Source organism: Acidovorax sp. WCS2018Noco2-16, from assembly GCF_031843945.1.
Classification (GTDB): domain Bacteria; phylum Pseudomonadota; class Gammaproteobacteria; order Burkholderiales; family Burkholderiaceae_C; genus Paracidovorax.
On record NZ_JAVTJJ010000009.1, the window covers coordinates 139,037 to 161,311 of the forward strand.

Annotated in this window: 19 protein-coding genes, 1 tRNA gene, 1 other RNA gene and 1 pseudogene; 15 read left to right on the forward strand and 7 right to left on the reverse strand. The window is 65.4% G+C overall.

Annotated features, from left to right (window positions below; translation table 11 throughout):
* Positions 1 to 28: 28 nt before the first annotated feature.
* Both rnpB and rtcR read right to left on the reverse strand, forming a co-directional pair.
* Positions 29 to 471: RNase P RNA component class A (rnpB, locus tag RQI28_RS16370), an RNA gene on the reverse strand.
* Between the two features lie 10 nt (positions 472 to 481).
* On the reverse strand, positions 482 to 2,110 hold the full coding sequence (rtcR, locus tag RQI28_RS16375) for an RNA repair transcriptional activator RtcR (protein ID WP_311222624.1): 1,629 nt from the start codon (positions 2,108 to 2,110) through the stop codon (positions 482 to 484).
* 213 nt (positions 2,111 to 2,323) lie between these two features.
* Between rtcR and RQI28_RS16380 the strand changes: the two genes are divergently transcribed.
* The 11 genes from RQI28_RS16380 to RQI28_RS16430 all read left to right on the forward strand — a co-directional run bounded on the left by RQI28_RS16380 (position 2,324) and on the right by RQI28_RS16430 (position 13,710).
* Positions 2,324 to 3,877, forward strand: a complete 1,554-nt coding sequence (locus RQI28_RS16380; protein WP_311222625.1) for an RNA-binding protein — start codon at positions 2,324 to 2,326, stop codon at positions 3,875 to 3,877.
* 340 nt (positions 3,878 to 4,217) lie between these two features.
* Positions 4,218 to 4,291: transfer RNA gene (locus RQI28_RS16385), tRNA-Glu, on the forward strand.
* A 72-nt stretch (positions 4,292 to 4,363) separates the two neighbouring features.
* Positions 4,364 to 5,185, forward strand: a complete 822-nt coding sequence (locus RQI28_RS16390; protein WP_311222626.1) for a hypothetical protein — start codon at positions 4,364 to 4,366, stop codon at positions 5,183 to 5,185.
* 52 nt (positions 5,186 to 5,237) lie between these two features.
* The gene (locus RQI28_RS16395; protein ID WP_311222627.1) at positions 5,238 to 6,455 is read left to right on the forward strand and encodes an RtcB family protein; all 1,218 of its coding nucleotides are present in this window, start codon (positions 5,238 to 5,240) and stop codon (positions 6,453 to 6,455) included.
* A 3-nt stretch (positions 6,456 to 6,458) separates the two neighbouring features.
* The gene (locus tag RQI28_RS16400; RefSeq protein ID WP_311222628.1) at positions 6,459 to 7,181 is read left to right on the forward strand and encodes a DUF5677 domain-containing protein; all 723 of its coding nucleotides are present in this window, start codon (positions 6,459 to 6,461) and stop codon (positions 7,179 to 7,181) included.
* A complete protein-coding gene (gene rtcA / locus RQI28_RS16405; RefSeq protein WP_311222629.1) occupies positions 7,178 to 8,254 on the forward strand; it encodes an RNA 3'-terminal phosphate cyclase in 1,077 nt (358 codons plus the stop codon). Before RQI28_RS16400 ends, rtcA begins: the two co-directional genes overlap by 4 nt.
* A 78-nt stretch (positions 8,255 to 8,332) precedes the next feature.
* Positions 8,333 to 9,250 (forward strand): cysteine synthase A, encoded by a 918-nt coding sequence (gene cysK / locus RQI28_RS16410; protein WP_311222630.1) that lies wholly within the window; start codon positions 8,333 to 8,335, stop codon positions 9,248 to 9,250.
* A gap of 192 nt (positions 9,251 to 9,442) precedes the next feature.
* A complete protein-coding gene (locus tag RQI28_RS16415) occupies positions 9,443 to 10,207 on the forward strand; it encodes an endonuclease/exonuclease/phosphatase family protein (protein ID WP_311222631.1) in 765 nt (254 codons plus the stop codon).
* Positions 10,204 to 11,466 carry a cardiolipin synthase ClsB gene (gene clsB, locus RQI28_RS16420; RefSeq protein ID WP_311222632.1) on the forward strand — a complete coding sequence of 421 codons (1,263 nt, stop codon included), beginning with the start codon at positions 10,204 to 10,206 and terminating at the stop codon, positions 11,464 to 11,466. The genes RQI28_RS16415 and clsB overlap by 4 nt, the downstream gene beginning before the upstream one ends.
* Positions 11,467 to 11,495: 29 nt before the next feature.
* The gene (locus RQI28_RS16425) at positions 11,496 to 12,533 is read left to right on the forward strand and encodes a YbhN family protein (RefSeq protein WP_311222633.1); all 1,038 of its coding nucleotides are present in this window, start codon (positions 11,496 to 11,498) and stop codon (positions 12,531 to 12,533) included.
* A gap of 85 nt (positions 12,534 to 12,618) precedes the next feature.
* Complete coding sequence (locus RQI28_RS16430) at positions 12,619 to 13,710, forward strand: J domain-containing protein (RefSeq protein ID WP_311222634.1); 1,092 nt, start codon at positions 12,619 to 12,621, stop codon at positions 13,708 to 13,710.
* An 84-nt stretch (positions 13,711 to 13,794) separates the two neighbouring features.
* Here the strand turns inward: RQI28_RS16430 and RQI28_RS16435 are convergent, their stop codons facing one another.
* Positions 13,795 to 14,964 (reverse strand): hypothetical protein, encoded by a 1,170-nt coding sequence (locus tag RQI28_RS16435; RefSeq protein ID WP_311222635.1) that lies wholly within the window; start codon positions 14,962 to 14,964, stop codon positions 13,795 to 13,797.
* A 414-nt stretch (positions 14,965 to 15,378) separates the two neighbouring features.
* Here RQI28_RS16435 and RQI28_RS16440 point away from each other — a divergent pair, with 414 nt between their 5' ends.
* Positions 15,379 to 17,124 (forward strand): NAD(P)/FAD-dependent oxidoreductase, encoded by a 1,746-nt coding sequence (locus tag RQI28_RS16440; protein ID WP_311222636.1) that lies wholly within the window; start codon positions 15,379 to 15,381, stop codon positions 17,122 to 17,124.
* Positions 17,121 to 17,684: a queuosine precursor transporter gene (locus tag RQI28_RS16445; protein ID WP_404976908.1), complete on the forward strand. Its 564-nt coding sequence runs from the start codon at positions 17,121 to 17,123 to the stop codon at positions 17,682 to 17,684. Before RQI28_RS16440 ends, RQI28_RS16445 begins: the two co-directional genes overlap by 4 nt.
* Here the strand turns inward: RQI28_RS16445 and RQI28_RS16450 are convergent.
* Complete coding sequence (locus RQI28_RS16450; protein WP_311230896.1) at positions 17,678 to 17,962, reverse strand: Rid family hydrolase; 285 nt, start codon at positions 17,960 to 17,962, stop codon at positions 17,678 to 17,680. The two genes, RQI28_RS16445 and RQI28_RS16450, sit on opposite strands and share 7 nt — an antisense overlap.
* On the opposite strand from RQI28_RS16450, the pseudogene RQI28_RS19750 reads away from it, so the two are divergent.
* A pseudogene (locus RQI28_RS19750) lies at positions 17,961 to 18,062 on the forward strand (LysR family transcriptional regulator); the annotation flags it as partial. The gene RQI28_RS16450 and the pseudogene RQI28_RS19750 sit on opposite strands and share 2 nt — an antisense overlap.
* A gap of 184 nt (positions 18,063 to 18,246) precedes the next feature.
* Positions 18,247 to 18,531, forward strand: coding sequence for a LysR substrate-binding domain-containing protein (locus tag RQI28_RS19755; RefSeq protein WP_404976909.1), 285 nt, complete (start codon positions 18,247 to 18,249; stop codon positions 18,529 to 18,531).
* A 106-nt stretch (positions 18,532 to 18,637) separates the two neighbouring features.
* Here RQI28_RS19755 and RQI28_RS16460 read toward each other — a convergent pair whose 3' ends face one another.
* The 3 genes from RQI28_RS16460 to RQI28_RS16470 all read right to left on the reverse strand — a co-directional run bounded on the left by RQI28_RS16460 (position 18,638) and on the right by RQI28_RS16470 (position 22,234).
* Positions 18,638 to 20,233: a methyl-accepting chemotaxis protein gene (locus tag RQI28_RS16460; RefSeq protein WP_311222637.1), complete on the reverse strand. Its 1,596-nt coding sequence runs from the start codon at positions 20,231 to 20,233 to the stop codon at positions 18,638 to 18,640.
* Positions 20,234 to 20,394: 161 nt separating this feature from the next.
* Entirely contained in the window at positions 20,395 to 21,390 is a 996-nt protein-coding gene (locus RQI28_RS16465) for a tripartite tricarboxylate transporter substrate binding protein (RefSeq protein WP_311222638.1), read from the reverse strand.
* A 64-nt stretch (positions 21,391 to 21,454) separates the two neighbouring features.
* The gene (locus tag RQI28_RS16470) at positions 21,455 to 22,234 is read right to left on the reverse strand and encodes a class II aldolase/adducin family protein (RefSeq protein ID WP_311222639.1); all 780 of its coding nucleotides are present in this window, start codon (positions 22,232 to 22,234) and stop codon (positions 21,455 to 21,457) included.
* Between the last annotated feature and the right edge of the window lie 41 nt (positions 22,235 to 22,275).

The window sequence follows — 22,275 nt, forward strand, 5'->3', positions numbered from 1 at the left end:
TGCGCGCACTAGCCGGCCCCGGAAAAAAGTGTGAAGCGCACCGATAAGCCGGATTCTGTGCACCGCGGTTGCCCGCGGCGTGACCGCCATTACTCTGGGCCGGGTGTCGCCACCACGGCTCGATGCTACCTACCCGCCAACTCTGCGGAACCACATCAACGTTGGCCTACTTGGTATTGCTGCGCGTAGAGATTGCCCGTTTCACCCGAAGCAGGCGCCGCCCGCTTCGGGTGGCTATGGTCTTTGCGGCTTTCGCCGCAAACCGTCTGGCTTGGCGCCAGCCGTACCCGCTAGGCGCGGGTGACCGATAGAACACCTTCGGTGGCTTGTGCCTGCTTGCGACTCGTCTCTGTTGCTCTGATCCTCACCTCACGGTGGGCAGCCGTTAGCTGCTACGCTGTCCTGTGCAGTCCGGACGTTCCTCCAGTGCCTGGTTTCCCAGATTGCACCAGCGGCGGTCTGGCGCGCTTCACGGGGGCGATTATCGTCCACCGCCGAGGGCGCGCTCCCAATCGAGGCCGAAGCGCGCCAGGTATTTGCGCAGGCGGTCTGCATCGTTGACCACCGTGCGCTGCGACCGTGAGGCCTGGAACAGTTGCCGCCCCGCATCGGACAAAGTGCGCGCGCTGCGGCACACGCCCAGCACAGCCGCCAGTTGCAACTGATCGAATCGGTCCATGGCCTCTACCTGCTCCTTGCCGAGGAGTTCCGCCAAGTCCACGTTGTCGCCACCTGTGCTGCCCACGCCGCCATGGGCGTTGGCGACGGGCTCCCAGAGCCAGCGCAGACGGGCAATCTCCGCTTCCACCAGGGGCAGGCCGATGCGTCCGCCTTCTGCCAGCGTGGCCAGCCGCGTCATGCTGGCCGAGAGGTCGCGAAAGTTACCGCGCCACAGCGCCTCGGGCGATTGTGCATAGCGCAGATACACGGTGCGCGCTTCGGCCGACAGGCGCACGACCCGGCCCAGTTCGGCGCCGGACCGGGCCAGCAGGTGGTCCACATTCGGCTCGATGTCTTCCGGCCGTTGCGCGAGGCCCGGCAGCTGGTAGCTCCACAGGTTGATGCGCGCGTACAGGTCTTCGCGAAACCTGCCTGCGGCCACCTCGGTGCGCAGGTCGCGGTTGGTGCCGGCGATCAGTTCGAAATCGCTGGCCACCTCGCGGTCGCTGCCCATGGGGTAGAAGCGCTTTTCCTCCACGGCCTTGAGCAGCATCGCCTGCTCGTCCAGGCCCAGTTCGCCGATTTCATCAAGAAAGAGCACGCCCTTGTGCGCCGTGCGCAGCAGGCCGGCCCGATCCGCCGCGGCGCCGGTAAAGGCCCCTTTCTTGTGCCCGAACAGCGTGGATGCCGCGCCGTCACCCTGCAGCGTGGCGCAGTTCACCTCGACGAATTCGCCCTCCACCTGGTGGCGTGCCTTCTTCAGTTCATACATGCGCCGCGCCAGGTGCGATTTGCCCGCACCGGTGGGTCCCGTGAACAGGATGGGCGCCCGCGAGCGCACCGCCACCCGCTCGACCTCTTCGATCAGGGCGTTGAAACGGGCATTGCGCGTGGCAATGCCGCTCTTGAGAAAGTCGACCGCGTTGCGCTGCTCGGCGCCGAAGCGCTGGGCGATCACGTCGTAACGCGACAGGTCCAGATCGATCAGTGCGTAGCTGCCCGGATCGCCCGTTTGCTGGCGCTTCGGCGGCGAGGTCTGCGCGAGCACGCCCGGAATGCGCCGCGACTCCACCAGCAGAAACAAGCAGATCTGCGCTACGTGCGTGCCGGTGGTGATGTGGGTCCAGTACTCCTCGCGCTCGGTATCGAAAGCATAAGCCTGCGCCCAGTCGAACAGCCGGGCATACACCTCGCCGAAATCCCACGGGTCCGCCATTTCCATGCGCACCAGACGGACCGTGGTTTCCGGCGATGCGGTGGCGATGTCGGCGCGAATCAACTGCGCCAGGGCCTCGTGTGGCGGGGTGTAGAGCAACTCCATGCGCTGCACGACCACGTCTTCGTGCTGCACCAGCGACACGGTGGGACGCCATTTCTCCCACCGCCCGGCGCCCCGGCCTGAATCGAGTTGCGTGCCAAGAAAGCCGATGACGACGTTTTGCTTCTTCATGATTCAGCTAAAAAACTAGCTCAAATTATATGAATGAAGATTTTCATCCGTAGCCACACGGGGTGCCACAAGCATAGATTCTTAAAAATAAACTTATGAATCAATGGCTTATAAAAATTCAGCCTGACAAATCCAGAGCTGGCACACCCGTTGCAATGAATAAGGCAAGTCAGAACGACACCGAACAACGAACCATCGAACGGGAGACGCCAAATGGTCAACACTCAACTCTTCAACACGCAGCGCGGCCCCCAGGTGCCTGCTGCCCCCGTGCACAACCAGGCCGGCGCCGCCGCCTACGCCCTGTCGCCCAAGCACCAGCTGGCGCAACTGGCAGCCACCGGTTGCCTGAACGGCACCTTCTATGCACAGGCACAGGATCAGCTCGACGCGGTGCAGGCGCTGGCGTCTGAAGTCGATCCCGTGTTCATGGCGAAAACGGCCCTGTACGCACGCCGCACCGGCTACATGAAGGACATGCCCGCTCTGCTGGCGGCGACGCTGGCGGTGCGCGACGTTTCGCTGCTGGCCGATATGTTCAGCCGCGTGATCGACAACGGCAAGATGCTGCGCAACTTCGTGCAGATGCTGCGCTCCGGCGCCGTGGGCCGCAAATCGCTCGGTACGCGCCCCAAAAAGCTCGTGCAGCAATGGCTGCTCGACGCAACCGAGGCGCAGCTGCTGAATGCCGCCGTGGGCAATACGCCATCGCTGGCGGACGTGGTGAAGATGGTTCACCCCAAGCCCGCCGAAGCCTGGCGTGCCGCGTGGTTCGCCTGGCTGATCGGTCGCCCTTATGCACGGGAGGCACTGCCTCCGTTGACGCAGGCCTTTGAACGCTTCAAGCGAGACCGCACGCAGCCCGTGCCCGACGTGCCGTTCCAGATGCTGACCGCGCTGGAGCTGGACGCCACGGCCTGGGCGCAGATCGCGCAGCGCGGCTCTTGGCAGATGGTGCGCCAGAACCTGAACACCTTTGCCCGGCATGGCGTGTTCGCACAGCCAGGCATGGCCGAGGCGGTGGCCGCCAAACTGCGTGACCCGCAGGCAGTGGCCAAGGCCCGGGTGCTGCCCTACCAGTTGATGGCGGCCTATACCGCTTGCGGCGCCGAGGTGCCCCATGCAGTGAAGGAAGCGCTGCAGGACGCGATGGAACTGGCGCTGGCCAACGTGCCGCAGTTTGAAGGCCGCGTGGTGGTGTGCCCCGACGTGTCGGGCTCGATGAGTTCGCCAGTGACCGGCCACCGTGGCTCGGCGACTTCGGCGGTGCGGTGCATCGACGTGGCCGCCCTGGTGGCCGCCGCCGTGCTGCGCCGCAATGCCGATGCGCGTGTGCTGCCCTTCGAGACGAAGGTGGTGCCGATGTCGCTGAATCCCCGCGATTCGGTGATGACCAACGCGGGCAAGCTGGCCGCAGTGGGTGGCGGCGGAACCTCGTGCAGCGCGCCGCTGGCCCTGCTGAACCTGGAGAAGGCGCAGGCGGAACTGGTGGTGCTGGTGTCGGACAACGAATCGTGGGCCGACCGTGCACGGGGCCGGGGCACAGCGACGATGCAGGAGTGGGCGGCGTTCAAGCAGCGCAATCCGACCGCTCGGCTGGTGTGCATCGACATCCAGCCCGGTGCAACGACGCAGGCGCAGGAGCAGCCCGATGTGTTGAACATCGGCGGCTTCAGCGACGAGGTGTTCAAGCTGCTGGCGGTGTACGCCGCAGGGGGCATGGGCGCAGCGCACTGGGTCGGCGTGATCGAAGAGACCGCGATCTGAAAGGCCCATAAGGACGACGTTGTCGTCCGGCGAATGCAGGTGTGACTACATCCCAGTCGCGCCGACCGTTGGTCGCCGGACGGGAACGCAGGTTGATGTGCGAATGCAGGCAGGACTACATCTGGAGCGACCAGGGTTCGAATCCCGGCGCCGTAACGCGGCGTGGTCAATGTCTTGCCGTCCTTGTCGCACTGTTTTTTGCAGCGAATGCTGACGGAACTACAGACTATGACTCTCGTGGTCGCGGGTTCGATTCCCGCCAGCCGAAGGGCTGTAGCTCAGTGGTAGAGCACGACGTTTCGTCGATTCTTGTCGCTGCTTTTTTTAGTTTTCGGGATGAATGCAGGTGGGTTTACAGGTAGAGCGTCAGGCCTCTCGAGGCATTGAAGGTTCCGGGTTCAAACCCCGGTCTGCTTCCGGCAGATAGCTCAACGAAAAAACCCGCCGTCCCTTGTCATCCCACTTTTCAGAGACCGAAAGAACGCAATGAAGACGAATGCCAATGCAGCGCAGCCTGCCGCATTGCTGCCCCCACTGCCCACAGCACTGCGCGATGCGGTGGAAGCGGTCTATGCCGCCTTCCAGAGCCACTGTGCGCCAAAGCAGACGCTGGACGTGTGCACCGCCTGCTGCATGGACGAAGCCCTGGAGCGCGAGATGCGGCGCCTGCCGCTGCGCCAGGTGACGACGCGCCATTTCTACGAATACAACAGTTCCGCCAAAAGCAGCGAGCAACCGGCCGAAGAGCTGTTGTACCTGCTGCCTCGAATGCTGGAGCTGCTCGCCCAGGGCGAAGCGCTGCACCACTCGACCGAGTTGTACCTGGAGCGGCTGGGCCGCTGTGAGGCCGGCGCGCTGTCGCGCCCCGAGCGGGCAGCCGTGGATGCCTTCGCGCTGGCCTTCTTCTGCGAAGGACTGGGCCACAGCGCCCGGGAGGCCAGTCCATTCAATGGGTCCAACGCCTTCGACGTCCTGCTGATGTTTCACAAGGGCCGCGTGTCCATCGCACCGCTGCTCGCCCACTGGCTGGAAGACGACCGACCGAGCGCCGTGCTGCACTACGCCGACAGCAGCTACTGGGACTTCTGGGGCAAGCAGCGGATTCAGAACGCATTTTCTACAGACGAACCTGAGTTCCAGAAGACGATGAATGACTGGCTCGTGGATGCAGGCAATCGCCAGCGCTTTTCCCGCAAGATTCTGGCCATCGATGCAGAGTTTCCGGAAGACCCAAGGCCCTGCAACTGTGGAACCCACCTGGGGCCGCAACAGATTCTCGAAGCCGTGTTCGACGTGATCAGTGAATGACGGCACTCCGAAGATCGACAACGAACAAACGAAAACACAAGAAGGAATACAGATGAACTACCTGCAACGCAACGTGGAAAACGGTGTCCCCATCAAGATGTGGACCCAGGGCGTTCCCGTGGAAGACGAAGCCCAGAAGCAACTGGAAAACGCCGCCCGCCTGCCCATCGTGTTCAAGCACGTGGCCGCCATGCCTGACGTGCATTACGGCATCGGTGCCACCGTAGGGTCGGTGATCCCCACCTTCAGGGCCATCATCCCGGCCGCAGTGGGCGTGGACATCGGCTGCGGAATGATGGCGTGCAAGACCACGCTGCACGCCAACGATCTGCCCGACAACCTGGCCCCCCTGCGCTCGGCGATCGAAAAGGCCGTTCCGCACGGCAGCAATTCCCGCCGCATGGGGCGCGACAAAGGCTCGTGGGAGACCCCGCCCGATGAAACCGACGTGGCCTGGGCCGCGCTGAAGGGCGAGTTCGATGCGATCTGCGAGGACTACCCGCGCTTTGCCAGCACGAACCATTACAAGCACCTGGGAACGCTGGGCACCGGCAACCACTTCATCGAGGTGTGCCTGGATGAGCACGGCGGCGTGTGGTTCATGCTGCATTCGGGTTCGCGCGGCGTGGGCAACGCCATCGGCACGCATTTCATCGAGCTGGCCAAGAAAGACGCCGAGCTGCACCAGCGCAACCTGCCCGACCAGGACCTGGCGTACTTCGAAGAGGGCGCCAAATACTTCGGCGACTACGTGCGCGCCGTCGGCTGGGCGCAGAAGTTCGCACGCGCCAACCGCGAGGTGATGATGCAGCGCGTGATCGCCGCCGCCCGCAAGGTGATTGCGAAACCGTTCGAAGCCCATGTGGAAGCGGTGAACTGCCACCACAACTACGTGAGCCGCGAGACGCATTTCGGCGAAGACGTGCTCATCACCCGCAAGGGCGCGGTGAGCGCCAAGGCCGGCGAACTGGGCATCATTCCCGGCAGCATGGGCGCCAAGAGCTTCATCGTGCGCGGCAAGGGCAACCCCGAGAGCTTCATGAGCTGCAGCCACGGCGCAGGCCGCAAGATGAGCCGCACCAAAGCCAAGAAGCTCTACACCATCGCCGACCAGATCGCCGCCACCGAAGGGGTGGAATGCCGCAAGGACGCCGACGTGATCGACGAGATCCCGATGGCCTACAAGGACATCGACGACGTGATGGCGGCCCAGGAAGACCTGGTGGAGATCGTCTACACGCTCAAGCAAGTGGTGTGCGTGAAGGGATGATGTATGACCGAACAAGAAATCCAAACAAGTTATGCGGTGCAATTTTCAGACTTGGACGCGCAAATAGTTCGGCTGGAAACGGCTATTCAGGAACATCCTTTCATCTCAGGGAACATGCAACACGTTGTCGTACATGCCCTTGCTTTGCGATTGATAGAGTTTTCACGCAGTTGCGGGATCTTGTCCAAAGCTGGAATGGCTGCAGCAAGTGCATCTCTCAACCGCCAACGTTTAAAGGTCGGTTTCAAACTGAAGGCCATTTGCAGTGGCAAAGCGACTCCTGATGAATTCATGCATCAAGAAATCATCTCTCGAACGAAAACACGTAGGTGGTTGTTGAATAGCCCTGCGGCTCTGGAAGCACTAGAGCCGGAATTGGCAAGGAACCTCGCCAAAGAAGCTGAACAAGCGATCCAATTGGGAGAAGCGAAGGGACTCAAAGAACTCAAACCTCACGAATGGGCTGCGCGCGCAGGGGAAACAGAGGTGTATCTGTTTGCATACTCAACCCTCTCGGACTTCATCCACTGCGGGCCGAGCTCTTTAGGTCATATCGTGGATGTCAAACAGGATGGCCAAGTTTTTATGCGAACGGGACCGTCTGACTATCTCCTTGCACATGTGATTGAAGGCGTGTGCCATTGCCTAGCTTCGTCAAGCAGCGCGATCCAATCCATGTTTGCTGAGAATATGGGCGTGCTGGTTGCCCCATGCAAAACGTCTTGACGAATACGCCTCTCAATCTCATCACCCTCGACGGTTCCCACGGCGAAGGCGGCGGGCAAATCCTGCGCACCGGTCTGGCGCTGTCCATGGTCACCGGGCAGCCGCTCTCCATCGACCGCATCCGCGCGGGCCGGCCCAAGCCGGGGCTGATGCGCCAGCACCTCACCTGCGTGCAGGCCGCGGCGCAGGTCTGCGGTGGCCAGGCGAAAGGTGCCGAACTGGGCTCGCAGGCGCTGCAGTTCACCCCTGGCGCCGTACAGGCGGGCGATTACACCTTTGCGATCGCCGGCGCCGGCAGTTGCCTGCTGGTGCTGCAGACCGTGCTGCCCGCGCTGATGCTGGCCGACGCCCCCAGCCAGGTGCAGCTCAGCGGCGGCACGCACAACCCGATGGCGCCGCCGTTCGACTTTCTGCAGCAGGCGTTTGCGCCGCTGGTGCGTCGCCTGGGCGTGGGGCTCGATCTGTCGCTGCGCCGCCGGGGCTTTTACCCCGCGGGCGGGGGCGAAGTGCACGCGGCCATCGCACCGGCCGCGGGCCTGCTGGCACCGTTCGATCTGCTGGAGCGCGGCCCGCGCCAGGCGGCCTGGGCCGAAGCGCTGGTGCCGGGCCTCGCGCGCGGCATTGCGGTGCGCGAACTGGAGGCGCTGCGCCAGCAACTGGGCTGGAGCGGTACGGCCGAGCAGCTGCGCATTCCGCCCGCGCGGCAGAACGAAGGCCCGGGCAACGCGCTGCTGGCCGTGCTCGAATACGCCCAAGTGACCGAGGTGTTCTGCGCGCTGGGCGAGCGTGGCGTCCGGGCGGAGCAGGTGGCGCGCCGGCTGGCCGACGAGGTGCTGTCGTTCGAAAGCAGCCAGGGCGCGGTCGGCCCGCATCTGGCGGACCAGTGGATGCTGCCGCTGGCCCTGGCCGTCTGGCGCAGCGGCCGGCCGGCCAGCTACACGGCGGAGTCGGTCACGCCGCACACGAGCACCAACGCCCAGGTGATCGCGCAATGCCTGCCGGTGCGCATCACCCTGTCGCCAGGCCAGGGCGCCACGCGCATCGACATCGAGAAAGCCGCATCGCCGGCATAACCATATGCGCACAGTGTTGTAGGCATGGGCCAAAATGTTTTATTGCTTGTCCCGTACCTTATCCAACCTGGAGACGCCATGAAAGTAGACAACATCCTGCAAACCATCGGGAATACGCCCCATGTGCGCATCAACCGCCTGTTCGGCGCGGGCGCCAACGTGTGGGTGAAGTCCGAGCGCAGCAACCCGGGCGGCTCGATCAAGGACCGCATCGCCCTGGCGATGGTGGAAGACGCCGAGCGCAGCGGCGCGCTGCAGCCCGGCGGCACCATCATCGAGCCCACGTCGGGCAACACCGGCATCGGGCTGGCGCTGGTCGCGGCCGTCAAGGGCTACAAGCTGATCCTGGTGATGCCCGAGAGCATGAGCATCGAGCGCCGCCGCCTGATGCTGGCCTACGGCGCCACGTTTGACCTGACGCCCAAGGAAAAGGGCATGAAGGGCGCCATCGCCCGCGCGCAGGAACTGGCCGCCAGCACCCCCGGCGCCTGGGTGCCGCAGCAGTTCGAGAACCCCGCCAACATCGATGTGCACGTGCGCACCACGGCGCAGGAAATCCTGGCCGATTTTCCTGAAGGCCTCGACGCTGTCATCACCGGCGTGGGCACGGGCGGCCACATCACTGGCGTGGGCCGCGTGCTGAAGGCGAAATTTCCGAACATCAAGGTGTTCGCGGTCGAACCCGTAGCCTCGCCGGTCATCTCTGGCGGCCAGCCTGCGCCGCACCCGATACAGGGCATTGGCGCGGGATTCATTCCGGCCAACCTGGACACCACCGTGCTGGACGGGGTGATTCAGGTGGACGCCGAACCCGCTCGTGAATATGCCCGCCGAGCCGCACGTGAAGAAGGCCTGCTGGTGGGTATTTCTTCCGGTGCCACGCTGGCGGCCATTGCGCAGAAGCTGCCGGAACTGCCGGCGGGCGCCAAAGTGCTGGGCTTCAACTACGATACGGGCGAACGCTACTTGTCGGTCGACGGCTTCCTGCCTGCCTGATCGCGCTCGGCGACCTGTTCCACTTGCCAGCGGGGCCGCCGAAAAGCGGCCCTGCTGCTTTTCCGGCCTGCAGCGTCAAGGGTTCGGCCACCCGTCCTACAGGTCTGCGAAGGCCCCGTCGGAACAATCGACAAGCCGCAGACAGCCCGCCGCACCGGCGTAGCACCTGCCCCCAATTCTGCGATCGACCTGATGGAAACAGCCACCCCAAAGCCCATTGTGTTCAAGGTGCTGACCGTGAACGTTCACAAGGGCTTCACGACATTCAACCGCCGCTTCATGTTGCATGAGTTGCGCGACGCCGTACGCGATGTGTCCGCTGACCTGGTGTTCCTGCAGGAAGTGCTGGGCACGCACCACAAGCATGCCGGCCGCGTGGAGAACTTCCCGCAGGAGCCGCACTATGAGTTCCTTGCCGACACGATCTGGCAGCAGCACGCCTACGGCCGCAATGCGGTGTACGACAACGGCCACCACGGCAACGCGCTGCTGTCCAAGTTCCCCATCGTGCATTACGAGAACCATGACATTTCAGTGACCGGCCCAGAGCGGCGCGGCATGCTGCATTGCGTGCTGCAGCCGCCCGGCAGCCCGACACAGGTGCATGCGATCTGCGTGCATCTGGGCCTGCAGGAAGCGCACCGTCAGCGCCAGTTGCGCCGCATCTGCGACTTGGTGAACACGTTCGACCCAGCCGAGCCCGTGGTGCTGGCCGGCGACTTCAACGACTGGCGCGGGCGTGCCCATGACGTGCTGAAAAAAGGCGCTGGTTTGCACGAGGTGTTCATGCAAGGCGGTGGCAAGGCAGTGCGCACCTTTCCTGCGTCGATGCCACTGCTGCAGCTCGATCGCATCTACGTGCGCAACGCGTCGGTGCTCACGCCCGTCACGCTGCCACGCAAGCCGTGGGATCGCCTGTCCGACCATGCGCCACTGGCAGCGGAGATTGCGCTGTGAGCGCCGCCGCCTCGCCCCGTCACACCGGTAGCAACCGCTGGGTAAAAGGCAACGACTTCGACCTGCTGGAAAACGGCGAAGAGTTCTTCCCTCGCGTGTTCGACGCCATCCGTGCAGCCCAGCGCGATGTGTGGCTGGAAACCTTCATTCTGTTCGAAGACAAGATCGGCCTGCAGTTGCATGCCGCCCTGCTGGAGGCCGGACAGCGCGGTGTGGAAGTGCATGTGCTGGTCGATGGCTTCGGCTCGCCCGACTTGTCCGAGCGCTTCGTGGGCGCGCTGGTGGAAGCTGGCGTGCATTTTCGCGTCTTCGACCCCGGCAAGCCGCTTTTCGGGCGGCGGCTGAACGTGCTGCGCCGCATGCACCGCAAGATCGTGGTGGTCGACCAGGAGCGTGCTTTCATCGGCGGCATCAATTACTCGGCCGACCACGTGGCCGACTTTGGCCCCGAAGCCAAGCAGGACTATTCGGTGGAGGTGCGCGGTCCGCTGGTGGCACACATGTACGCCTTCGTGCAGGACGCGGTGCTGCCCTTGAAGCAGCGCCGCCGCCTGCGCCGGGTGAAGCAGCGCAACGCGGTGACCGACCTGCCACAGGCCGGCCCCGCGCAGGCCATCTTCGTCACGCGCGACAACCACAACCACACCAACGACATCGAGCGGCACTACCGCATCGCCCTGCGTTCGGCGCGCAAGCGCGTGGTGATTGCCAATGCGTACTTCTTTCCCGGATACCGCTTCGTACGCGAGCTGCGACGGGCAGCCAAGCGCGGCGTGGATGTGCGGCTGATCCTGCAGGGCGAACCCGACATGCCGATCGTGAAGACGGCGGCCAGCCTGCTGTACGACCATCTGCTGCGCGCCGGCGTGCGCATCTACGAATACTGCGACCGCCCGCTGCACGGCAAGGTGGCGTTGGTGGACGACGAGTGGTCCACGGTGGGATCCAGCAATCTCGACCCCTTGAGCCTGTCGCTGAACCTGGAAGCCAACGTCATCATCCGGGACGCGGGCTTCAACGACCGCCTGCACGAACGCCTGTCGCACCTGATGTGCAACAGCTGCAACGAGATTGAGCCGGAGCCCCAGGGCGCGTGGGAAGGCCTGCGCCTGGTGCGCAGCTATTGCGTGTTTCACTTGATGCGCTGGTTCCCGACCTGGGCTGGCTGGTTGCCCAGGCACGAGCCTGAAATTTCATTGATAGGCGAGAGCGCCGCATTGGCGACCGACGCACCCCAACGCCACTCGGGCGTGCAGTGACGCCAGAGCCCACCGCCCGCCCTGCAGCCATGGCGACCAGCGTGCACCCCGCGCCTCTCAGCCCGAACCGCAAAGGCGCGCCCAGCCGCCTTGCCCGGTTGCGCCAGCAACGCTGGTGGCCGTGGCTGCTGACGGCTGTCACCGGTGCGTTCGTGGCCTTCGTGCTGTACCTGCTGTGGCACCAGGGCAGCCGTGTCGACTGGGTGTCGGTATGGCAGTCATTCCGCGCACTGCCCGCCAGCGTGGTCTGGACGGCCGGGGCGCTGGCCTGGTCCAGCCATCTGCTGTACGGCACGTTCGACCTGTTCGGCCGCCACAGCACGCGCCACGGGCTGTCGATAGCGCGCACCATGGGCATCACGCTGATCGCTTACCCGTTCACGCTCAACCTCGGCTCGGTCATCGGTGGCGTGGCGGCACGCTATCGCCTTTATTCGCGGCAAGGACTGGGTGTGGCGCAGATCGGCCACATCGTGGGCCTGTCCATCCTGACCAACTGGCTGGGCTACTTCGTGCTGACGGGGGCTGTGTTCTGGGCCTGGATGCCGCAGCTACCTGAAGGCTGGGTGGTGGGCGCCAACGAATTGCACTGGACCGGCTTGGGGCTGTCCTCCATCAGCCTGGCCTACCTGGCGCTGTGCGTGTGGCGCCAGGGCAAGCCGCTGACCGTGCGCGGCCATGGCCTGCCCATGCCGCACTGGAGCGTCGGCCTGCTGCAGGTGGCGGTTTCCACCGTCAACTGGATGCTGATGGGCGGCGCCCTGTGGTTGCTGACGCAGCAGCAGGCGCCTTACGCTGCGGCACTGGCCACCATCTTGCTGGGCGCGATTGCCGGGCTGATCTCCCGCATTCCCGCAGGGCTGGGCGTGCTGGAGGCCGTGGGCACGGCCGTGCTGTCGGCCTACATGCCGGCGCCGCAGGCCCTGGCGGCAGTGCTGGCCTACCGGGCGCTGTATTTCTTCGCGCCGCTGTGCGCGGCGGCGCTGGCCTTCGGAGCGACCGAGATCTGGTGGCGAAAGCGCGCCGCGCCGGCAGTGGTCCCTGCGCCCCCGCGACACGCCGCCTGAAGCGCGAACGGCACCGACCCCGCCGATGGCGGGCATGATTACCGCCATGGCTTGCCTCCCAGAAGATCTCCCTCATTTGATAGCGATGTCACGCCTGAGCATTTCCGAGCAGCAGGGATCCTCCTTCCTGTCCGACACCCAGAGGACGTTCAACACGCTGGTCGAGCGCATCGCCGAAGAGCGCGAGCAACTGGCCAGCTGGAATGCTGCTGTCACGACCTACCAGCAGCGATACGCGCGTGAACTGCAGCCTTTGCTGCGCAGCTACTACGACATCCATGTCGAGTTGGTGCAATGGCTGGACCAGGAAGCCGCCGGCAGCATGGGACTGAGCAAGTCGATGCAGCAGACCCTGCACGAAGTCATCGCCAGCATGGCCCACTACTTGGCGGGCAGCGTGCCGGGCGACGCCACGCGCGCCGCCATGCAGGCGCTGCACGCAAGGTACGGCCCCGAAGATCGCGACACGGACGAACGCGGGAAAGCCCGGCCGCAAGACTCCACCAGTGAGGAGCCAGCCATCGACGACCCCGACCTGGATGATTCGCCCGAAGCAATCTTGGAACGTGTGGAGGCGCAGATGCGTGCCGACCAGGCACGCGTGGAGGAAGAACGACAGCGCCACCGCGCCCAGCGCGCCAAGAAGCCCACGGCACAAGAGCGCCGCGACAAGGAAGCCGCGCAGCAGGCCGGCCAGTCCGTACGCGCCATTTACCGCAAGCTCGCCAGCGCCCTGCACCCCGACCGTGAGCCCGACCCCATCCAGCGCGAGCTCAAGACCGCGCTGATGCAGCGCGTGAACCTGGCATATGCGGCAGACAACCTGCTCGATCTACTGCAACTGCAGCTGGAAGTGCAGCAGATCGACCCTGGCCAGCTGGCGCGCCTGGACGAAGAGCGCCTGACGCACTACAACCAGGTGCTGTCGACCCAGCTGGCCGACCTGCAGCAGGAAGTGCGAACCACCGAGCGAAGCTTTCGGGCGGATTTCGGGCTGGCGGCACACGGCAAACTGTCGCCCCAATCGCTGGAGAAGCACCTGCGCGCGCAGGCGCAACAGTTGCAGGCGGACATTACCGAGTGGCAGCTGCAACGCCGGGCGCTGGAACACCCGGCCGAACTGAAACGATGGCTGAAGGCGCAGCGCGCCGCGTGGCGTCAGAGGGAAGATGGGTAGCGACACACAGCCGTTTCTATCTCTGTGAGCCAGGGCGTGAGTTTGATCATGCTGAAGCTTTAGCTCAGCCACTCCAACAACGACCTACTGCGGTGAAAAATCCACGGCCTCCACTCTGGTCGGCTGAACCACTGTGTAGGGGCCGGCGTCCGCTTCAATACTGCGATCCCTAGGCTCGAACACGCAGTCGAAATATGGTTCCACTTCGAACCAGCTCTTTTTCTGTTTCCACATCGTCAGAAATGCGCGGCTGACATCCACCGCGCTGGGGCTGATCTGCGTGGTGTGCAGTCCTAAGGCATCTGGTGTGTCCGCCTCGTCATGCAATGTGCTGGACTGTTTCGCATAGCTGCGAAACTGCTGGATCTGTCCGGGTCTGTCAAATCCCGTGCTGCCGCACTGAGCGCCGCTCTCCAGCCCTCTGTCTGTATGGGCCTGCGAAAAGCTGTCCTGCACCATATGCAACAGGGCACCCATAGCGACGTGGTCGAGGTCTTTGCGGACTTCGATGATCCCCGTCGCAAACAGGTTCATTGCCGTCAGCTCCCCTGGGAAATACCGTGCCAATTCGCTGTTCCCTAAATCCTTAAGGGGCGTACTTGTCGACATGCTGCCGGAGGCCAGGCCCCAAAGAAACTCGGCCCACATCTTCATGCGGTCGACTGTCTCACCTGCAGACTCACCATCGTAAGCACCCATCGCATGCATGAACTGAAGATCGCCATAGTGCGACCGGTACAGCAGGTAGTCACCCGGTCCAAATGCCGGCGTCTTGGATTCGGTCTTTTTCTTCGCCTGTATTCCCGCATCCTTGAACAGCCCCCACCAACACGCCGGCTGCGAGGTTGACCGCAGGGTCACGTTGACATCGCACCCCTTGATACGGGGTGGAGATTTGCGATTCAGAAGAAAGGGCGGGTCGTCAGGCCAACGCACCCCGTACAGGAGGGTCCGATGCTCTTGAACCGCGTCGATCGTGACGCAGTCGTACTCCCATCCGCGATCCGCGCTGCAGCCCACCGCGGCCAGGGTGATGGACTCATGTACTGGCGACTTCATGATGGGAATGGCCGAACTGACGACCCAATGCCCAAGGGAATCGATTACAGGATTGCTGCCGAATGTCGAGATTTTTCGGTCCACATCACTGACCTTGGGCAGCACCTGAAACGCCGAGGCGTTGGGGGCCGGCATCAGTGCGCCCATCAGCACAGCACAAGAAAGCACGCTCAGAGAACGTGTAAGCTTTTTCATTGGAATCCTTCCTTGGCTCGGCGACAACTGCCAGCCTCCTCGTGCAAAAACTATCGTCTGTTTCAGGGTGGTTTGCAACGCTGATTCATCAATGACGCTTACAGGTCAGGCCCGGCGCAGGGGATTCCTGTCCAGGACATCGGGCCGACTTGGCCAGTTGCTGCATGCGGCATGCTTGTCCGTCATGACGTCCAACGCCTGGCACGGGTACTGATCGCGGTTTCCTGGGAGCTGATCTGGCGGGCGTGCGCCACCGAATCCGCATCGCCAAGTGCGCAGCTCGACGAGGACTCTTAGCGGCAGCAAGGAAACATTCACATCCCGATGCCAAGACAGAGTTCGTTCATCCCATTGCCGTATCATTCACGCCCCCGCGAACCTGCAAACCGCCCGATAACCACGGGCCTGCACGCCATGATCCGCCTCTCAGAAATCAAGCTGCCGCTGGCGGCTTTGCCGGCCGATGCCGGCTCCACCGAAACCCATCCCGACGCAGCGCTGCGCGCGCAAGCGGCGGCCATCCTGGGTATTCCAGCCGACGCCATAGCGCATCTGCAGGTACACAAGCGCAGCTTCGACGCCCGCAAGGCCGAACTGCTGGCCGTGTACATCGTCGACGTCACGCTCGCCGACCCCGCCCGCGAAGCCCCCCTGCTGGCGCAGCATGCCGCCCACCCGCACATCCAGCCCACGCCCGACATGGCCTGGACGCCCGCGGGCCGTGCGCCGGCCGACCTGGCGCATCGCCCCGTCGTGGTCGGCTTCGGACCCTGCGGCATCTTCGCCGCGCTGGTGCTGGCGCAGATGGGTTTCAAGCCCATCGTGCTGGAGCGCGGCAAGCCCGTGCGCGAACGCACCAAGGACACCTGGGGCCTGTGGCGCAAGCGCACGCTGAACGCCGAATCGAACGTGCAGTTCGGTGAAGGCGGCGCCGGCACCTTCAGCGACGGCAAGCTCTACAGCCAGATCAAGGACCCGCGCCACCTCGGCCGCAAGGTGATGCAGGAGTTCGTGCAGGCCGGCGCGCCGCCCGAAATTCTTTACGTCGCCCACCCGCACATCGGCACCTTCAAGCTGGTGAAGGTGGTGGAAACCTTGCGCGAGCAGATCATCGCCCTGGGCGGCGAGGTGCGCTTCGAGCAGCGCGTAACCGACGTGGTGGTGGAAGAAGACGCCGCCGGCCAGCGCCACCTGCGCGGCCTGCAGGTGCTGGACCAGGCCACGGGCCAGACTCACACGCTGCGCGCCGACCATGCGGTGATGGCGCTGGGCCACAGCTCGCGCGACACCTTCGCCATGCTGCACGAGCGCGGGGTGCACATGGAAGCCAAGCCGTTCTCGGTCGGCTTTCGCATCGAGCACCCGCAGGGCGTGATCGACCGTGCGCGCTGGGGCCGCCATGCGGGCCACCCGCTGCTGGGCGCGGCCGACTACAAGCTGGTGCACCACGCCAGCAACGGCCGCGCGGTCTACAGCTTCTGCATGTGCCCCGGCGGCACGGTGGTGGCCGCCACCAGCGAGCCCGGGCGCGTGGTCACCAACGGCATGAGCCAATATTCGCGCAACGAGCGCAACGCCAACGCCGGCATGGTGGTGGCCATCGACCCGAACGACTATCCGCACGATGCCGACGCCTTCGCCGCAGCACTGGGCGGCGCCTACGGCGTGCAGGACCGGGCAGACGGCATCACGCACCCGCTGGCCGGCATCGTTCTGCAACGCCAACTCGAATCGAACGCCTACGTACTGGGCGGCAGCAGCTACAACGCCCCGGCGCAGCTGGTGGGCGACTTTCTGGCGCAGCGCGCATCCACGCAGCTGGGCAGCGTCGATCCGTCGTACAAGCCGGGCGTGACGATGGTCGACCTGCACGACGCCCTGCCCGCCTACGCCACGCAAGCGATGCGCGAGGCCCTGCCGGCTTTCGGCAAGAAGATTCGCGGCTACGACATGCACGATGCGGTGCTGACGGGTGTCGAGACGCGCACTTCGTCGCCGCTGAAGATCGGCCGCAACGAGGCCTTCCAGAGCCTCAACACCGGCGGCCTGTACCCGGCTGGCGAAGGCGCCAGCTACGCGGGCGGCATTCTGTCGGCCGGCGTGGACGGCATCAAGGTGGGCGAGGCAGTCGCCCGCGCGATTCTGGAAGCCTCCGCATGACGCAGCAACCCACGGACCTGGCCTTTCCGGCGCCCACCCGCACGCGCTTGATCGGCGCTGTGCTGGCCATGGCCGCCGTGGTGCTGGCCTCCAACATCCTCGTGCAGTACCCCATCAACGACTGGCTGACCTGGGGCGCTATCAGCTACCCCGTGGCCTTTCTGGTCAGCGACCTGATCAACCGCGGCCACGGCCCGGAGCCCGCGCGGCGCGTGGCCTGGGTGGGCTTTGCGGTGGCCGTGGCCGCGTCGCTGCTGCTGGCGCCGGCACGCATCGCGATTGCATCCGGCACCGCGTTCATCGTGTCGCAATGCCTGGACATCGCCATCTTCCACCGGCTGCGGCAAGGCACCTGGTGGCGTGCACCGCTGGTGGCCACCGTGCTGGCGGCTGCGCTCGACACGGCCATTTTCTGGAGCATCGCCTTCGCCGGCTCGGCCGACCCGTGGATCACCTGGGCGCTGGGCGACCTGGGCGTAAAGCTGGCCGTGGGCGTGCTGTTGCTGCTGCCCTTCAGGCTCCTGACGTGGCGGGGCGCGGGCCGGCCGGCGCATCACTGACCCGCGTTGCGCTGATCAGTGGCCTGTGGCAGCTTCGCGATCACCTTGATTTCAAACTGAAAACCGTAGAGCCAGGTCACGCCGATGCCCGTCAGCGTGGGGTGTGGCGGGCCGCCCCAGTGCTCGGCGGCCGCAGCCCAGATGGTCTCGAAGTTCTTATCGGGGTCGACGATGAACACCGTCGCGTCGACCACGTCGTCGAACGTGCAGCCGGCGGCTTGCAGAATCGCGTTGAGGTTGTCGAAAGCGCGGCGCTTTCCCGACATTCGGCTCGACATGGGCGTGAGCGACCGCGTGGTGGATGTGATCGGCGACAACGTGGACTGCGTGGTGCGTGGCGGCGAGATCGCCGACCAGTCGCTGGTGGCGCGCCGCGTGGGCGATCTGCAAATGCGCGTCTACGCCGCGCCCAGCTACCTGGAGCGCGCCGGGCCACCCGAACGATCTGCACGACACGCACCACCGCATCGTCGGCTACCTGTGGGCGCGCACCGGCAAGCCCGTTCCGTACGCGCTGCACCGGGGCGGCGAAAGCATCACCGTGCACGGCCGGCACACGGTGATGGTGGACGACGGCAATGCCTACATCGCCGCAGGCGTGGCGGGCCTGGGCGTGCTCTGGCTGCCCGACTACATGGCCCGCGCGCATGTGGCGGTGGGCGAGCTGCTGCCGCTGTTCGCCGACTGGCAGCCGGACCCGATGCCGCTCTACGTCGCGTTTGCGCCGCACCGGCATGTCAGCGCCAAGCTGCGCGTGTTCATCGACTGGGTGGCGGAGCTGATGGCGCAACACGCGCCGCTGGCGGGCCGGCCGGACTCACAACAAGAATCGCTACACAATTCATAGCTGCTAGCGCTTGATCAATAAGCACTTCAGCATGAAAACCATTTGAAGTGCTTGCATATCAAGCGCAAGCAGCTACTTTTTCAATAGCAAAACCCGATTTTCGCGCTCAACGCAGAGCCAGAGCCGGCGCCCCACCCGCAGCGCCACCGGCCGGCAGCCGGAACGCCTCGACCAGCGACGCCAGCTGCTGCGCCTGCACCCGCAGACCCTGTGCGGCGGCAGACGATTCCTCCACCAGCGCGGCGTTCTGCTGCGTCATCTGGTCCAGCTGGTTCACCGCTTCGCCCACCTGGCCCAGGCCGGTGCTCTGCTCGCGTGCGGCGGTGCTGATCTCGCCGATGATCGTCGCCACCTGCTGCACCGACTGCACGATCTCGCCCATGGTGGCGCCGGCAGCATTGACCAGTTGCGAGCCCTCGCCCACCTGGCGCACGCTGTCGCCGATGAGCGTGCCGATTTCCTTGGCCGCCGTGGCGCTGCGCTGCGCCAGGCTGCGCACTTCGCTGGCCACCACGGCAAAGCCTCGGCCCTGCTCGCCCGCGCGCGCAGCCTCCACGGCCGCATTCAGCGCCAGGATGTTGGTCTGAAACGCGATGCCGTCGATCACGCTGGTGATGTCGGCAATCTTGCGCGACGACTGGGCGATGCCGTTCATCGTGCCCACGACGCGCTCCACCGCGTCGCGCCCGCGCTGGGCCACGTCGCTGGCCGACGAAGCCAGGCCGCTGGCCTGCTGGGCCGCGTCGGCGCTGTGGCGCACGGTGGACAGCAGCTCTTCCATGCTGGCGGCGATCTCTTCCAGGTTCGATGCGGTCTGCTCGGTGCGCGCAGACAAGTCGCTGTTGCCCGCTGCGATCTCGGCGCTGGCGCCGGCCACCGACGTGCTGGCCTGGCGCATGCCCACCACCAGCTGCGCCAGGCGTGCCTGCATGCCGTCCAGGCGGCCCAGCAGCGCGCGCACCTCGTCGCGGTTGCCTGGTGCCACGGCCGGCACGGTGGAGGTCAGGTCGCCCTCGGCAATGCGGTCGGCCACGGTGGAGGCGTGCGACAGCGGCCCCAGCAGCGAGCGCGACAGCAGCACCGCGCACACCAGGCTCAGCAGCAGGCCCAGCGCCGATCCGCCCACCAGCAGCACGATGCCCTGACGCTCGCTGGCTTCGGCGGTTTCGCGCGCTTGCGCCACCCGCTTGCGCTGAAATTCAGCCATGCCGTTCACCGCGGCGGCGTAGCGGTCGGCCGCCGGGCGCAGCAGCTGGCCCACCGCCTCCGGCGGCAGCGTTTCGCCCGCCTTGCGCCGCTTGACCAGGTCGTCACGCGCACCGCGAAAGGCATTGCCGGTGGTGTCGATGGCGTCGAAGAGGCGCTGCGAGTCGGGGTCAGCCGCCAGCACGTCCAGGCGCTTGCGCACCTCGGTGGAGCGGGCGGATGTGAGCTTGCGGTCTGCGTCCACCCGGGCGGTGTAGGCAGGGTTGTCACCGGCCTCCAGCAGCGATTCGGCCCGGGCAGAGCTGAGCACGACGATGGCGTGCAGCTCCTGCGCCAGCAGCGCGCGCTCGGCAGAATCACCGCCCAGGTCGTCGGCGACGTCCTGCAGGCTCATCAGCCGCCACACGCCGACCCCGGCGGCCAGCGACATGACCAGGCAGATGACGCCGAACGCGAGGGCGAGGCGAAGGGAAAGGCGGGCGTGGTGCAGTTGCATGGCGGTCGGGGGGTGGGCAGGTGGACGCAGCGACACACGCCAGCCTCACAGAAGCGAGAAACGGGTGCCGCACAGTCGTTTGCTCAGGTTATCGGCGCGCCACGCGACGACTTGAGCCAATGCGCCACCGACAGGCCCCCTTACGCCGCCCGCCCGGCCGCTCAGTCCACCGTCACGCCGGCCGACTTGATCACCTTGGCCCACTTGGTGGTTTCTTGCGCGATGAAGGCGTCGCATTCCTGCGGCGTCGAGCCTTCGGCGAAGGTGCCCATGGTCTGCTCCAGCCGGAGCTTGGTTTCGGGGCTGCGGATGATCCGCGCCACCTCTTCGGACATGCGCTGCACGACGTCGGCCGGCGTGCCTGCCGGCGCCAGCATCGCGGCCCAGGTGCTGCCAACCAGGCCCGGGTAGCCCAGCTCGGCAAAGGTGGGCACGTCGGGCAGCGCCGGCACGCGCTTGTCGCTGGCCACGCCGATCAAGCGGATCCTGCCCGCCTTGGCCGGCTGGATCAGGTTGGGCGGCGGGTCCAGGAACAGCGGCACCTGCCCGCCCATCAGGTCGGCCAGCGCGGGCGAAGCGCCCTTGTACGGCACATGCACCATCTCCACCCCAGTGACCATGCGCATCAGTTCCGACGTGAGATGCGCGGCCGAGCCGCTGCCCGACGAGGCGTAGCTGATCTTGCCGGGGTTGGCCCGGCCGTAGGCCACCAGCTCGGCCATGGTCTTGAAAGGCGCATTCATCGACACGGCCGCCACCAGCGGCGATACGCCCATGAGCGACACACCCATCAAGTCCTTCTTCGGGTCGTAGGGCAGCTTGGGGTACAGCGTGGTGTTGGCCGCATACGCGGCAATGAAAACGCCGAAGGTATGGCCGTCGGGCGCAGCCTTGGCGACCGCGTCCACGCCGATGATGCTGTTGGCGCCAGGCTTGTTGTCCACGATGACCGGCTGGCCCAGCCGCTGCTGCAGGCCGACCTGCAGCAGCCTCGCCATCTGGTCAGTGAAGCCGCCCGCCGTGTAGGGCACGACGATGCGGATCGGCTTGGCCGGCCAGGTGCTCTGCGCCCAGGCCGGGGCCGAAGGCAGCGTGGCGCCTGCAGCCAGCACGGCGCCGGTGTGAATGAAGGTGCGGCGCGAAGGATTGGATGCCATGTGTGTCTGTCTCCTGTTTTATGGGCGTGCGGTTCGGGTGGCCCGCCAGGGCCGCCCGGCGCTTTCAGTGTTTGTAGCTCGGGTCGATGCGATCGAGCCGGCGCAGCAGGCCGGGCCAGGCCAGCCCCGCACCCTTGCCCTTGGTGACCTGGCGCGACTGCTCCACCGACGTGGCGACGATGTCGTCGGGAATGCGGGTCAGCACCCCGCCGCCGGCCTGCGCCAGGATCTGGATGCGGCAGGCCGATTCCAGCGTGTACATGCCCAGCAGCGCCTCGGGCACGCCGCGCCCGCACGTCAGCAGGCCGTGGTTGCGCAGGATGAGGAAGTTGCTCTGGCCCAGATCGGCCACCAGCCTGGGACGCTCGTCATCGTTCAGCGCCACGCCTTCATAGCCGTGGTACGCCAGCCGGGCCAGCGGAAAGATCGACTGCTGCGAGATCGGCAGTAGCCCGCCCTCTTGCGCCGACACCGCTACGCCGTACTGCGTGTGGGTGTGCAGCACGCATTGCACCTCCGGGCGGCCTTCGTGAATGGCGCTGTGGATCAAGAAGCCGGCGGGGTTCACGTCGTAGTCGGTCGCTATCAGCGGCGTGCCGTGGTGGTCTACCTTCACCAGGCTGGAGGCCGTGATCTCATCGAACAGCATGCCGTAGGGATTGATGAGGAACTGATCGGGCTCGCCCGGCACGCGGGCCGAGATGTGCGTGAAGATCAGGTCGTCCCAGCCGAAGTGGGCCACCAGCCGGTAGGCTGCTGCCAGCTCGACGCGGGTCTGCCATTCCTCTGGCGTGACCTGGCGGCGCACGTCGGGCACGGAGGCTGGGTCAGTGCTTGCGTTCATGGAAAGCCTTCCTGCAAATCGTTGGATGGGTGGTGCGGCAA